Annotated in this window: 12 protein-coding genes; 7 read left to right on the top strand and 5 right to left on the bottom strand. The window is 70.1% G+C overall.

The genetic code is table 11. The features are described from left to right. Positions 1-16: 16 nt before the first annotated feature. A complete protein-coding gene (locus tag B5X82_RS21210; protein WP_079650166.1) occupies positions 17-937 on the bottom strand; it encodes a DUF6282 family protein in 921 nt (306 codons plus the stop codon). After that, a complete protein-coding gene (locus B5X82_RS21205) occupies positions 934-1,854 on the bottom strand; it encodes a cupin domain-containing protein (RefSeq protein WP_079650165.1) in 921 nt (306 codons plus the stop codon). The genes B5X82_RS21210 and B5X82_RS21205 overlap by 4 nt, the downstream gene beginning before the upstream one ends. A gap of 221 nt (positions 1,855-2,075) precedes the next feature. Between B5X82_RS21205 and B5X82_RS21200 the strand changes: the two genes are divergently transcribed. The 3 genes from B5X82_RS21200 to B5X82_RS21190 are packed head-to-tail and all read left to right on the top strand — an operon-like array spanning position 2,076 to position 5,465. Continuing rightward, a complete protein-coding gene (locus tag B5X82_RS21200; RefSeq protein WP_209046644.1) occupies positions 2,076-4,256 on the top strand; it encodes an acetate--CoA ligase family protein in 2,181 nt (726 codons plus the stop codon). A gap of 28 nt (positions 4,257-4,284) precedes the next feature. After that, positions 4,285-5,142 carry a p-hydroxycinnamoyl CoA hydratase/lyase gene (locus B5X82_RS21195; protein ID WP_079650214.1) on the top strand — a complete coding sequence of 286 codons (858 nt, stop codon included), beginning with the start codon at positions 4,285-4,287 and terminating at the stop codon, positions 5,140-5,142. Next, on the top strand, positions 5,139-5,465 hold the full coding sequence (locus B5X82_RS21190) for a carboxymuconolactone decarboxylase family protein (RefSeq protein ID WP_209046646.1): 327 nt from the start codon (positions 5,139-5,141) through the stop codon (positions 5,463-5,465). Before B5X82_RS21195 ends, B5X82_RS21190 begins: the two co-directional genes overlap by 4 nt. Here the strand turns inward: B5X82_RS21190 and B5X82_RS21185 are convergent, their stop codons facing one another. Further along, a complete protein-coding gene (locus B5X82_RS21185) occupies positions 5,466-7,541 on the bottom strand; it encodes an acyl-CoA dehydrogenase (RefSeq protein ID WP_079650212.1) in 2,076 nt (691 codons plus the stop codon). Between the two features lie 128 nt (positions 7,542-7,669). Between B5X82_RS21185 and B5X82_RS21180 the strand changes: the two genes are divergently transcribed. The 4 genes from B5X82_RS21180 to B5X82_RS21165 all read left to right on the top strand — a co-directional run bounded on the left by B5X82_RS21180 (position 7,670) and on the right by B5X82_RS21165 (position 12,011). Continuing rightward, positions 7,670-8,485: an enoyl-CoA hydratase gene (locus B5X82_RS21180; protein WP_223811197.1), complete on the top strand. Its 816-nt coding sequence runs from the start codon at positions 7,670-7,672 to the stop codon at positions 8,483-8,485. After that, positions 8,485-9,264 carry an enoyl-CoA hydratase-related protein gene (locus tag B5X82_RS21175; protein ID WP_079650163.1) on the top strand — a complete coding sequence of 260 codons (780 nt, stop codon included), beginning with the start codon at positions 8,485-8,487 and terminating at the stop codon, positions 9,262-9,264. Before B5X82_RS21180 ends, B5X82_RS21175 begins: the two co-directional genes overlap by 1 nt. A 100-nt stretch (positions 9,265-9,364) precedes the next feature. Next, on the top strand, positions 9,365-10,552 hold the full coding sequence (locus B5X82_RS21170; RefSeq protein ID WP_079650162.1) for an amidohydrolase family protein: 1,188 nt from the start codon (positions 9,365-9,367) through the stop codon (positions 10,550-10,552). A gap of 4 nt (positions 10,553-10,556) precedes the next feature. After that, on the top strand, positions 10,557-12,011 hold the full coding sequence (locus B5X82_RS21165; RefSeq protein ID WP_079650161.1) for a class I adenylate-forming enzyme family protein: 1,455 nt from the start codon (positions 10,557-10,559) through the stop codon (positions 12,009-12,011). A gap of 152 nt (positions 12,012-12,163) precedes the next feature. Here the strand turns inward: B5X82_RS21165 and B5X82_RS21160 are convergent, their stop codons facing one another. Both B5X82_RS21160 and B5X82_RS21155 read right to left on the bottom strand, forming a co-directional pair. Next, on the bottom strand, positions 12,164-12,958 hold the full coding sequence (locus B5X82_RS21160; protein ID WP_079650160.1) for a CoA-transferase subunit beta: 795 nt from the start codon (positions 12,956-12,958) through the stop codon (positions 12,164-12,166). Between the two features lie 2 nt (positions 12,959-12,960). Next, complete coding sequence (locus B5X82_RS21155) at positions 12,961-13,845, bottom strand: CoA transferase subunit A (RefSeq protein ID WP_079650159.1); 885 nt, start codon at positions 13,843-13,845, stop codon at positions 12,961-12,963. Positions 13,846-13,872 lie beyond the last annotated feature (27 nt).

Here is a 13,872-nt window from a genome sequence, read left to right as displayed (position 1 = left end):
GTGGCTCCTTGGGCGGTCAGGCGGTCTGCATCGCCGGCGCCGCGGCCGAGCCGGCGGTCTCGTCGAGACCCATCAGCTTCGCCGCGTTGCCACCGATCATGCGGCGGATATCGTCATCATCATAGCCGAGATCAATGAGCATCTGGATGACGTGGCGCAAACCCTCGACCGGCGTCGGATTGCCGACCTGCCCCAGGTCCGATCCAATGATCGTGCTGGCGACCCCGCCCGCGTCGATCAGGGCCTTCAGCCCTTCCTTGGTGTAGTTCCTGCCCTGTACCCCGGCCCACATGCAGCAGCTATGCTCGAGATAGGCGCCCATCGCCGCCAGCTCGGTCATGTCGGCATGGCTCGCGTCGATCAGGAAACTCGGATGGTTGACCAGCAGACGCCCGACGCCCCGCGCCTTCGCCTCGGCGAACAGGGGCCAGATCTCGCTGATGTGGAGATGGCCGGCCGACAGCACCGCATCCTGCGCGGCGATCTGGTCGAGGATCAGCTTCACCTCGTCGAGCAGGGCGCCGCGATCGTCGACGACGGTCAGCGCGCGCGGCGGCAGCATCTTCTCCTTGGTCGGCAGGAACTGCTTGCGGTGCGAGTGGCGGATATGGTTGGCGGCCGAGAAGGTCGGCATCCACACCAGCCGCGCACCGAGCTTGAAGCCATGCTCGACCGCATAGGGATTGAGCCCGCCGGTGGTGTTGTTGAGCGGCACGCCGGTCAGCAGCATCACCTTGCCCGGCATCGTCTCCTTGAGCAGCTCGGCGACCGGCGTGACCGAATAATAATGGTCCTTGAACAGGATCGCGCGCAGCCCCGCTTCCTCGCCCTCGCGGATCGCCTCGACATGGTTGAGGCGGCGCGGCATCACCGAGGGGCCGCTGTGGCAATGCAGATCGATCGCGCCACGCAGCAGCGCGCTGATACGGTCGGTCATGCGCCGGTCTCCTGGTCGTCGGCAGGCATCGGATAGTCATCCGCGTTGAGCACCCAGCCCGGCTTCAGCGAAAAGTCGCGGCGCGGCGGGCAGAAGACGTCGAGCAGCCGGTTCAGCCCCGGCGCCATGCCCTGCGACGTGTGGATGGCGGGCGGCGGGATCACCGCGACCGAAGGCGCGGCAATGCGCTCATGATCGTCGTCGATCCAGCGGGTCGAGTCGCTGATCCAGGGCCAGCGCAGATGGTGGACATAGTCGCCGTCGAGCGCGATCGAATATTGCTCGAAATCGTCGTGATGATGCGGCGAGAGATTGTCGGGCGAGCGCGGCCCGACCCGGCCGTCGCCGAAGTTCACCATGATCGTCGAGCCGCGATAGATGCGCCCGAACCGCCCCTCCTGCGGCGCGACATTGCCCGAATAGACGCGCACCTTGCGGCCGCCGACCGGATCGGGCCAGGCGGCATAGGGCGCGACGTTGGGATCGGGTTCGGCATAGGCGGCGGCGTTCGAGCATTTGGCGGCGAGGTCGGCCGATCGCGTCGTGAACAGGCGCAGCAGCCGCCCGCCCTTCACCACCGTGATCCGGCTGCGCCCACCGGGCACGAACGCGATCGCCCGGCCCGATACCGTCTCACCCCCTTCGGGAATCTCGATCAGCAGCTCGGCACCCTCGTCAGGCAGCACCACCGCATATTCGTCGACCTGGTCGGCCCGGTCGAACACGGCGCCCGCCTCGGCCTCGCTATAGGCGACGATCATCGTCTGTCCGCGTGCATACCAGTCACGGCTGAGCGCCGAGGCATCCTGCGGCTCGGTGCCGGTGAACAGCGCATAGCTGGCCTTCTTGAAAGCGGTCGGAACCCGCCCGGATCGCGCGGGAGCCAGGGTCGTCCTCAGATCGTCGCGTCCGTACATTCGGACCCTCTCTCCCACATGATATAAGCCAAGCTTAGAACCGTCGACAGGCGGCTTTCCATCGCCTATAACAGCCCCACTGATAAATGTATAGTATTGAATGATATTCGTCTATTTCATATCTTGATTCTATCATTAGCCGGCGAAATCGGCATTGGACCGGCCATGCCGGACCGCCGCAAGGGACGCAGCGCCGTACCGTCGGCCAGGGGAGAAGAGCTTTGCCGCATGCCGAGAAGAGCGATGTCGAGGGCGGTGCCGCGGTGCTGACCCGGCCGATTGAGGACGGGCAGATTGCGTCGACCGTCGCATCGGGCCTGGCCCGCATGCTCGCTCCCCGCTCGATCGCCATTGCCGGCGCCTCGCCCGATGCGAAGACGATGGGCGGCGCCGTGCTCGCCAATGTCGTGCGATTCGGTTTTACCGGGCCGGTCCACCTGATCAGCCCGACCCGCGATGCGATCGACGGGCGGCCCTGCCTGAAATCCTGCGACGACCTGCCCGAGGGCGTCGACGCGGTCGTGCTCAACGTGCCGCGCGCGGCCATCCTGCCGGCGGTCGAGGCCTGCGCGCGGCGCGGGGTCGGCGGCGTGATCGTCTTCGCCTCGGGCTTCGCCGAGGCGGGCGAGGAAGGCCGGCAGGAACAGCAGGCGATCGCGCGCCGCTGCCGCGAGGCCGGGCTCGCATTGCTCGGGCCCAACTGCCTGGGCTTCGTCAACTATGCCGCGGGCATCGCGCTGAGCTTCGAACCGATGCAGCCCGTCGCCGCGCTCCGCACGCGCACGGTGGCCGTGGTCGCGCAGAGCGGCGCGACCGCTTCGGGGATGCGAGCCGCGATGCAGGGGCGCGGCGTTTCGGTGTCGATGTCGGTCGCGACCGGCAACGAGGCGGTGGTGACGGCGAGCGATCTGATCGACGTGATCGTCGCCGGCCGCTCCGCCTCGGCGATCGCGCTCTATGCCGAACAGATCCGCGAACCCGCCGCCTTCCTCGCCGCGGCGCGCCGCGCGCGTGCCGCGCGCATTCCCGTCGTGCTGCTCCATCCGGGACGGAGCCGGCGCGGCCAGGCGGCGGCGCAGTCGCACACCGGCGCGATGGTCGGCGACTATGCGTTGATGAAGAGCGCGGTCGAGAACGAAGCCGTCGTCACCGTCGCGACGATGGACGAGATGCTCGACACGGTGGCGATGCTCCACCGCTTCCCCGAGCCGCCGCAGGGTCGCCTCGCGATCGTCACCAATTCCGGCGCGATCCGGGGCATGGGCTTCGACTTCGCCGAGGATATCGGCCTCGACCTGGCCGACATCTCCGCCGCCACCCGCACACGGATCGCCACCGCGCTGCCCGAGGGGATGGAGATCGACAATCCGCTGGACGTCGGCACGACCGGCTTCGTCAGCGGCGCGATCTTCGGCGCCTCGACCGCGGCGATGCTGGCCGATCCGGCGGTGGGCGGCGTGTTGCTGGCGCTGGCCGGCGGCGCCCCGCCGCAGCAGCGTGCCAAGGCCGAGGCGGTGATCCCCGAGGCGGTCGGCGCGGCCAAGCCGGTGGCGATGGCCATCATCGGCGACGAAGCCCCGCTCGATCCCGAATTCGTCGCGGCGATGCGCGAGAGCGAGACGCCGCTGTTCCGCTCTCCCGAGCGCGCGATGCGCGCCTTCGCCGCGGTCGGCCGCTATGCCGATGCGCTCGCCGCCGCCAATGATCGGACCCCGGCCGCGACCGGCCTCGACGGCTGGGCCGCGCCGGGCGTGAAGCCCGAATATCTCGGCAAGGATTTCCTCCGCCGGATCGGCGTGCGCGTGCCCGAGGGTGGCCTTGCCGTGACCGTCGAGCAGGCGCTGGAGATCGCGGCGAGGATCGGCTTCCCGGTCGTGCTCAAGGCGCAGGCGGCCGCGCTGTCGCACAAGAGCGACATGGGCGGCGTCATCCTGAACCTCGCCGACGAGGCCGTGCTGCGCGCCGGGTGGACCCGGCTGATCGCCAATGTCGGCGGCGTCCGGCTCGACGGCGTGCTGGTCGAGCAGATGTCGGCGCCGGGGCTGGAGATGATCGTCGGCGCCCGCCACCACGCCGAGTGGGGGCCGTCGATCCTGGTCGGCCTGGGGGGCGTACTGACCGAGGCGCTCGACGCCACCATATTGCTCCCCGCCGACATCGGCCATGCCCGCGCCGTCGACCGCATCCGGACGATGCGCGGCGCGAAGCTGCTCGACACCTTTCGCGGCCGGCCGGCGCGCGACGTCGACGCCGTCGCCGATGTGGTGGTCCGGCTCGGCGCCGCGATGCGCGCCGGAATCGGCATCGAGGAGATCGATATCAACCCGCTGATGGTCCACGCAGCCGGCGAAGGCGCGGTCGCGCTCGACGCCCTGCTGGTCACCGGCACCCCGCAAAGCTGACCAGACGAGAGAGGAAGAGATGGCGACCATGACCGCACCCACCGCAGAAGAGAAGCCCGTCCCCGGCGGAAACGACGTCCTCGTGAAATTCGACGAGGGGATCGCCTGGGTCCACCTCAACCGCCCCGACAAGCGCAATGCTATGAGCGTCGGGCTGGCGCGCGAGATGAACGCGGTGCTCGACGCGCTCGAAATCGACGACCGCTGCAAGGTGATCGTGCTGACCGGCAGCGGCGACGCCTTCTCCGCCGGCATGGACCTGAAGGACTTCTTTCGCGCCACCGACGCCATCTCCGACGTCGAGCGGCACCGCGCCTATCGCGAGACCCGCGCCTGGCAGTGGCGGACCTTGATGTACTACGCCAAGCCGACCATCGCGATGGTCAACGGCTGGTGCTTCGGCGGCGCCTTCACCCCGCTGATCTGCTGCGACCTCGCCATCGCCGACGAGGCCGCGGTGTTCGGCCTGTCGGAGATCAACTGGGGGATCATCCCGGGCGGCGTCGTCTCCAAGGCGATCTCGACGCTGATGGGCGACCGCGAGGCGCTCTACTACGTCATGACCGGCGAGAAGTTCGACGGCAGGCGCGCCAAGGAGCTCGGCCTGGTCAACGAGGCGGTTCCGGCCGACCGGCTGCGCGAACGCACCCGCGAGCTGGCGCTGATCCTCGCCGAGAAGAACCCGACCGTGCTGCGCCAGGCGCGCATGGCCTACAAATATGCCCGCGAGATGAACTGGGAGCTGGCGGCGGAATATCTCACCGCCAAGGGCGACCAGACCACCTTCGTCGACGTCGAGAAGGGCCGCGCCCAGGGCATGACCCAGTTCCTCGACGAGAAGACCTTCAAGCCCGGCCACGGTCACTACAACCGGGACGCCTCGTGAAGCGGCCGAGCGGCGCCAAGGGGGACGAGCTCGCCGCGCTCGCCCCCGCCTTCGTCGAGATGACCGACCGCATCCTCTATGAGGAGGTGTGGGAGCGTGAGGGCCTGTCGAAGCGGGACCGGTCGCTGCTGACCGTCGCCGCACTGATGACCGCGAACCGGCACCAGCAGCTGGAGGCGCATATCGGCCTCGCGCTCGACAACGGCGTGACGCGGGAGGAGATGGGCGAGGCGTTGCTGCATCTCGCCTTCTACGCTTCCTGGCCAGCCTCCGTCTCAGCGTCGCGGACGTTTCTCGAAGTGGTGAAGAAGCGCGGGGAGTAGTTACCCCGCCCGCGGCAGGCCGAGTGCCTGTTCGGCGATGATGGTGCGGTGGATCTCGCTGGTGCCGCCATAGATGGTCTGGCCGATCGCCTGGCGGTGCTTCTCCTCGATCTCGACCAATGCCGGGGTTGCGGGGTCGAGCGAGGCGGGCGCCGCCAGCGCCATCAGGTCGGCGGTGTCGGCCATGTAGCTCTCGGTCGCGAAGAGCTTCGCCATCGGTCCCGTCGCGCGGCTCGACCGTGCGGTCGCCGTGGCCCAGGTGGCGCGGCGGCAGAGCAGGTCGGCCAGTTCGACATGCGTCGCCACGCGTGCGATCCGGGTGCGGACGGCGCGATCGTCGATCGGCGCGCACCCGCCCGCGTCCGCTGTCCGGGCCCAGCGCAACGCGGCGTCGAGCAGGCTGTGCTGGAGGACGTGATAGCCTTCCCCGCCATGCTCGATCGCCATCGCCGCCGCCATTACCGCCATGCCGCCGTCGACGGGCCCAAGCCGGTAGCGATCGGGCACGCGGACCTGGTCGTAGAAGCTGATGTTGGTGCGCTCGTCCTGCAGCGTGTGGACCGGCCGGATCGACACGCCGGGCAGCATCAGCGGCACGAAGAAGATCGTCAGCCCGCGATGCTTGGGCTGCGACGCATCGGTGCGCGCGAGCAGCAGCACATAGTCGGCGATATGTGCGCCGGTGGTGAACATCTTCTGCCCGTCGATGATCCAGTCATCGCCGTCGCGCACCGCGCGGGTACGGGCCGCATAGATGTCCGATCCCGAATCCGGCTCGCTGAAACCGAGACAGGAGAGCGCGGCCCCCTCGGCAAGGCGCGGCAGCACCTCCTTCTGCAATTCAGGTGATCCGAACTGCATCACCATTCGTGCACCCATGTTGGTGATGCCGATCGGCACGCGGGTCCAGCGATATTCCTCGAACACGCGGGCGAGCGCCGACACCTCATAGGGGCTGCGCTCCGCCCCGCCCCAGCGGCGCGGCCAGTCGGGATAGGCGAGCCCCGCCGCCGCCAGCTTGCGGTGGAAGCCGGGGTCGTGGCCGTCAGTCGAATGATGCGCGGTCGCGCGCAGCTGGTCGGTCAGCTCGGCCTCGAAGAAGCGCCGAGCCTCGTTGGCGAAGCGCTCGGCCGCCGCGCCGAAGCCGAAGTCGATACCCGGATCGCGCGTCTCGGGGAGCGCCGTCGCTTCCCCCGCCCAGAGCCGGTCGCCGACCTCGGCGAGCGCCGCGTCGGGATCGCCGTCGATCAGCGCCGCGCGGTTGATCGCGGTGAAATAGAGCTGGATGTCGGATTCGAGCGACAGGCCATAGCCGCCGAAGCTGCGCAGCGCCGTCCGCGCCGCGCGCCGCGCCGCCGTCGCCGCCCACCAGCGCGCCATCGCGATCGATGCGCCGGCATCGTCGCGCCCGGCGGCGATCGCCCAGATCGCGCGCCACACCAGCAGCCGCCCCGCGTCGAGATCGGTCGCGGCGTTGGCGAGCGGGTGCGCGACCGCCTGGAAGGCGCCGATCGGCTTGCCGAACTGGCGGCGCTGCGCGGCATAGGCCGCCGCCATCGCCACCGCCTCCTGCGCCGCGCCGACCAGCCAGGCCGCCGACAGCAGGTCGCGCTCGGCCAGCGCCGCCGCGTGACGGTCGAGCGCCGCCGGGCCCGACGCCAGCGACGCGGCCGAACCGTCGGGCGCCACGATCGCCAGCTTGCCGCCGGTTGCGACGATCCGCCGCCCCGCGCCCGCACCGAGCAGCAACGGTCCCTCGTGCAGTTCCGTTACGTCGCCGCCCACCTCACCAAGCAGCCGCGCGGCAGCGAGAGCATCGACGAGCGGGATCGGCGCCAGCCGGCGCCCCGCCTGCTCGCAGAGCAAGGCCGCCTCCAACAGATCGGCATCGGCACCGCCCGCCGCCTCGGACGCGCGCATCGCGACGAAACCGGCCGCGACCGCCTTGGCCCAGAGGTCGGGCGAAAAGGCATCGCGTTCGGCGGCGCGCACGACATCGGCGGGGCATTCGGCCGCGAAGAAGCGTTCGGCAGCATCGCGCACCAGCCGCTGCTGATCGGTGAGGTCGAGATTCATGCATCGGGCTTCGCGGCGGCAGCGGCGGGCTGTCAAACCGCGCCGCATCGCTTCCAGCCCGTCGGAAGCCGCCGCTTCTCCCATGCGGTCATCACCCAGCCGGCGCATCGATGGCGGCTGGAGGACATATGGCAGATTTCATCGGCTACGCCGTCGCCGACCGGATCGCGACGATCACGCTCGACCGGCCCGACCGGCGCAACGCGCAGAACCAGCAATTGCTGGAGGAACTCAACGACGCCTGGGAACGGGCGGCGGCGGACGATGCGGTGCGCGTGATCCTGCTGCGCGCCGAGGGTCCCCATTTCTCGGCCGGCCACGACATCGGCCCGGAGGAGGTCGCCAAGGGCCCCTTCCAGCGGATCGCCGCCTCGATCCCGACGCACGGCCTGCTTGGCATCCATCAATGGGAGGCGCGCCACTATCTCGGCTTCTCGCGGCGCTGGCGCGACATCCCCAAGCCGTCGATCGCGGCGGTGCAGGGCGCGTGCATCGCCGGCGGGCTGCTGCTCGCATGGCCGTGCGACCTGATCGTCGCCGCCGACGATGCCCGCTTCTCCGATCCGGTGGTGCTGATGGGGATCGGCGGGGTCGAATATCACGGCCACACCTGGGAACTGGGCGCGCGCAAGGCGAAGGAGATGCTGTTCACCGCCCGGCCGATCGACGCGCATGAGGCCGAGCGTCGCGGCATGGTCAACCGGGTGGTGCCCCGCGCCGAGCTCGACGACGCCGCCCGCGCGCTCGCCGCCGAGATCGCCCGGATGCACCCCCACGCGCTCGCCATGGCCAAGCGCGCGGTCAACCAGACGCTCGACATCCAGGGACAGGCCGCCGCGCTGCAAAGCTGCTTCGACATCCACCAGCTCGGCCATGCGTCGGCCTATGCGCAAAGCGGCCAGTTCGTGCTGACCGACCTGCCCGGCATGAAGGGCAAGGACTGATGCTGCGCATCGCCGACGCGGACGGCGTGCGGACACTGACGCTCGACCGGCCCGAGCGGCTCAACGCGCTGACCCCGGCGCTGCTCGCCGAACTGATCGCCGCGCTCGATGATGCCGCGATCGACCCCGCCGTCCGCTGCCTGCTGCTCGCCGGCGCGGGACGCGGCTTCTGCGCGGGCCATGATCTGGGCGGCGACGACAAGCCCGGCGACGATCTCCGTCCCGACACGGTCGCGGCGATCATGCTGCGCGATTCGCGCGCGCTGACGCTGCTCCGCCACATGGGCAAGCCGACCGTCGCGGCGGTGCGCGGTCCGGCGGCCGGCAGCGGATTGCTGCTCGCCGCCGCCTGCGACCTGCGCATCGCTGCCGACAGCGCCGTCTTCAAGCTCGCCTTCGCCAGCGCCGGGCGCTGCGGCGATCCGGGCGGCGCCTATCTGCTCACCCGGTTGCTCGGCGCGGCGCGGGCGCGCGAGCTGTTCCTGCTCGACGAGAAGATCGATGCCACGCAGGCGCTGGCGATCGGCCTCGTCACCCGGGTCGTCGCCGACGACGCGCTCGATACCGAGGCGACCGCGCTCGCCCGGCGGCTCGCGCAGGGGCCGACCGGCGTCTATGCCGCGATCAAACGCAACCTCGCCGCCGCCGAGACGCTGGCCTTCGAGGAAAGCATTGCCGCCGAAGCACCCGGCAACGCCCGCGCCAGCCTGTCGCATGACGGCCGCGAGGCCGCGCTCGCCTTCGTCGAGCGGCGCCCGCCGGCGTTCCGGGGCTGGTGATCGGCGCCTTTCCGCGCCTTCGGAAAAGCCGCCGCACGGCTTGCCGCAAGCGCCCGCCGGCCGCCAGCATGGTTACGATTTCCCCAGACGAGCGTGGACGATGACCGACACCCTGCCCTTCCCCGTCTATGACGCGGACAATCATTTCTACGAACCCGAAGATGCGATCCTGCGCCACCTGCCGGCCAAATGGCGCGACCAGATCCAGTTCGTCACGGTCGACGGGCGCAAGAAGCTCGCCATCGGCGGCAGGATCTCCCAATATATCCCCAACCCGACCTTCGAGCGGGTGGCGGCGCCGGGCGCGCATCTCGACTTCTACCGCGCCCGCAACCGCGAGGGCCGCTCGCTGCGCGAGATCCAGGGCAAGGCGATCGCCCCGCCCGACGAATTTCGGCGCGGCGAGAAGAGGCTGGCGGTGATGGACCGCCACGGCGTCCATGCCGCGCTGTTCTTCCCAACGCTGTTCTCGGCGATCGAGAACCGCATGGCCTACGACCATGGCCTGCTCCACGACGCGCTCCACGCGCTCAACCTGTGGACCAGCGAGGAATGGGGCTTCGCGCGGCACGGGCGGATGTTCGGCGTGCCGATCATCTCGCTCGCCGACATGGACCGGGCGCTGGCCGAGCTCGACTGGCTGCTGGCGCAGGGTGCGCGCTGCGTCTGCATCCGGCCGGCGCCGGTGCCCGGCTATCGCGGGTCGCGGTCGATGGGCCTGCCCGAATTCGACCCCTTCTGGGCACGGATCGCGGAGGCGCGGATCTTCGTCGCGATCCACGCCGCCGACACCAATTACGACACGCTGATCACGATGTGGACCGGCGGCGCCGAATGGCTGCCGTTCGAGCCCAATCCCCTGGTCAACTGCCTGCGCATCATCGACCGGGCGATCGCCGACACGGTCGCCGCGCTGATCTGCGGCGGCGTGTTCGACCGGCATCCGGATGTGCGGATCGCCTGCATCGAGAACGGCGCCGCCTGGGTCCGCCCGCTGATCGAGACGCTGCGCTATGTCCATGGCCAGATGCCGCAGGCCTTCGGCCGCGATCCGGTCGAGGCGTTCCACCGCCACATCTTCGTCGCGCCCTTCGTCGAGGACGACGTCGGCGAGCTGGCGCGGCACATGGACATATCGCGCATCCTGTTCGGCAGCGACTGGCCGCACCCCGAAGGCACCGCGGAGCCGCTCGACTATGTCGAGGAACTGGCCGGGTTCGACATGGCGCAGAAACGGCAGATCATGAGCAGCAACCTGCAAGGCTTGCTCGAAGGGCGACGGGACTGAGACGATGGACGTGGCCGATCGCATCCGGCGGTCCTTCCGCGAACTCGGCGAGCGCACGGCAATCGAGTTCCGCGGTCGCTGGATAAGCTGGCGGGAGGTCGGCCGCTTCGCGGACCGGCTCGATACGCTGCTGGCGGCGGCCGGCGTCGCCCCCGGCGCGCGGATCGGCCTGGTCGCGCGCAACCGCGCCTCGCACGCGGCGGCGATGCTCGCGCTGGTGGCGGCGCGGCGATCGATCAGCCTGGTCCACCCCTTCCTGCCCGCCGCCGCGCTGTCCGCCGAGATCGAGCGGCTCGGCGCCGCCGCGCTGATCGCCGATGCCGAGGACTGGCCGCCGATCGCGGCGAGCTGCGCCCGCATCGGCTGCGCGGGCATCGCGCTGGCCGAGGAGCCTTTCCTGCCGGCGCCGGTCGACGGGCTGGAGTGCGCGATCATCGCCGGGGCGGCCGATGATGGCGTGATCGAGATATTGTCGAGCGGCACCACCGGCCCGCCCAAGCGGCTGCCGCTGCCGCTCCACGTCCTCCAGCGCGCGGTCGACAGCGCGCCCGAGGGCGAGGGCGCCGACGGCCCCCCGCCGCAGATCAACGTCTGGCCGCTGAGCGGGATCGGCGGGCTGAGCCTGCTCGCGGCAAGCGGCGCGCAGGGCGCCCCGCTCGTCCTGATCGAGAAATTCTCGGCCGAGGCGCTGGCCGACGCTGTGCGCCGCCACCGGCCGCCGATGCTGGGCCTGCCCCCGGCGGCGATCCGCATGACGCTCGACGCCGACATCCCGCGCGCGCACCTGGCGAGCGTCACCGCGATCTACGGCGGATCGGCACCGCTCGATCCCGACATTCAGGAGCGGTTCGAGCGCCATTACGGCATCCCGATCCACTGGGGGCTGGGCGCAACCGAATTCTGCGGCACGATCGTCCGCTGGACCCCCGAGATGCGCCGCGCGGTCGGCGACGCCAAGCGCGGCAGCGTCGGCCTGCCGATGCCCGGCGTGGAGCTGCGCGTGATCGATCCCGACGACGGATCGCCGGTCGAGGACGGGCGCGAGGGGCTGATGCAGGTCCGCTGTCCGGCGATCCGGCCCGACTGGGTGGCGACCACCGACCTGATCCGCATCGACGCCGACGGCTATGTCTATCATCTCGGCCGGCACGACGGCGCGATCATGCGCGGCGGCTTCAAGATCATGCCCGAGCGCGTCGCCGACGCGCTGCGCGAGCACCGCGCGGTCCGGGACGCGGCGGTGGTCGGCCTGCCCGACGCGCGGCTGGGGGCCGTCCCCGCCGCGATGGTCGAGCTGCACGGCGGCGCGGATGCCGACGAGGCGGTGCTGCTCGCCCATCTGCGCGAGCGGCTGCCCTCGACCCATATCCCGGTGCGGATCGCCGTCGCCGACGAACTGCCACGCACCCCCTCACTGAAGGTCAGCCTCGCCGCCGTCCGCGCGGCGATGATCGGGTAAGCCCGTCATGCTGAACTTGTTTCAGCATCCACCAAGTCGGTCGAGCGGGGCAGGCGTTGTGCGACATGGTCGTCGCAGGAACCGCCCGGTCCGGAGAGTGCCTCCCGGTGGATGCTGAAACGAGTTCAGCATGATGGTTGCCGATAAAGGCCTCACCCCCATTCGGGCCGGCCGGGCGGATTCCCCTTGATGATCGTGGCGCGGACGTCGTGCGGATCGAGCCGGGCGATCACCGCCAGTTCCTCGTCGGTCGGGGCCGGCGTCTCGGGCGTCCCTCCACCGTCGCGGTGGATCGGGAAGCCGGTATTGTCCTGCACCTCCTCGAAGCTCACGCCCGGGTGGAGCGAGACCAGCCGGATCGCATGGCCTGGCCCACCGAAGTCCATCACGCACAAATTGGTGAGGATCAGCCGCAGCTCAAGCCTGAACGGCTTGCGCCCGCCCGGCCAGCGCGCCGGATTATAGCCCGCCATGCAGACATAATCGACCTCACCCTCGACGAAGGCCCGCTTGTTGTGCGCGGGGAAGAAGAAGCTGTTCGGATGGTGGATCGAATTGCCGGGGAAGCCGCGTGCGCCGAGCAGCGCCGCCTTCGGTTGGTCATGGTCGCCGATCACGCTGATGTTGGTCTGGCCGTAGCGGTCGATCTGCACCGGGGCGACCATCGCGTGGCGGCGGCCGTTCCACAGATTGTCGAAGGTGCGCAGATAGGGCGCCCAGCCCTCGATCACCGGCTCGAAGCCGTCGCGCGGGCCGAGCGGCACCGGATCGCGCGCGAACCAGTTCTCGCCGTCGGTGATCATCAGGCGCGGATTGTAGAGCGTCTTGGCGAGGCCGGCCGCGAGGCGCGGCACGGGGGTGATGCCGGTGGCCAGCCATTCGGGATCGTCGGCCCAGGCCTTGGCGGCGCGGGCGATGATCAGTTCGGTGAGCGTATGCCGGGCCATGGTCAGTACACCGGCCTGGGCGCGGCAAGGATCGCGTCGGCGCCGCCGACCGATGCGACATAGGCGGCCTGGTCAACGTCGACATGGGCGGCGCGATAGGCGTTCCACGCGTCGTCGCTCTCGGCCGACGCGACATAATGGCGAAGATGCTTCATATCGATCTCGTAATCGGGGGCGGCGCTGGTCGGGTGCGCGCCGAACGGCGCCTCCGCGACGCCGGTGACGACCGCGCGCTCGAAAGGGTGGAAACGGGCGTTGCCGGGCAGGCCCAGCTCCTCGGTCGGGACGATGCGCTCGGCGCTCAGGAACACCCGGTCGGCGGCGCGCGCCATCAGCTCGTCGAAGAAGGGATCCGGCGACAGGATCAGCGCGTTGCCCCGCTCGTCCGAGCGGTGGACGTGAAGCAGCGCGGCGTCGAGCCGGAGCGCCGGCATCGCGATCAGCTCCTCCCCGTCCGCATAAGGACTGCGGATCGTGCGAAGGCCCGGATGCTCGGCGACCGAGGTCGCCATGCCACAGCGGGTCGGCAGGAAGGGAAGGTGCATCGCGGCGGCGCGCAGGCCCCAGTGGAGCATGCCTTCGTCCATCTCCCACACCTTCAGGCCCGCCTGGCGCGCCTTCTTGAAATGTGGCTCGATCGGGATGTGATCGAGCGAGACGAAGGCGAAGGCGAGCTTCGCGATCTTGCCGGCGGCAGCGAGCACGCCGACGTCGGGTCCGCCATAGGACACCACGGTCAGGTCCTTCAGCTTCGACCGGGCCAGCGCCCGGACCAGCGCCATCGGCTTGCGCCGGGTCGCCCAGCCGCCAATGCCGATGGTCATCCCATCGGACAGGCTGGCGATGATGTCATCGATCGACATTCGCTTGTCGAACGTAGTCGTCATGGCTCTCTCCTCTGCCCCTCGCTTTGC

This window comes from Rhizorhabdus histidinilytica (assembly GCF_900167915.1).
Classification (GTDB): domain Bacteria; phylum Pseudomonadota; class Alphaproteobacteria; order Sphingomonadales; family Sphingomonadaceae; genus Rhizorhabdus; species Rhizorhabdus histidinilytica.
Note: the sequence above shows the minus strand (reverse complement) of the source record. Positions and strands in the feature narration are given on the sequence as shown.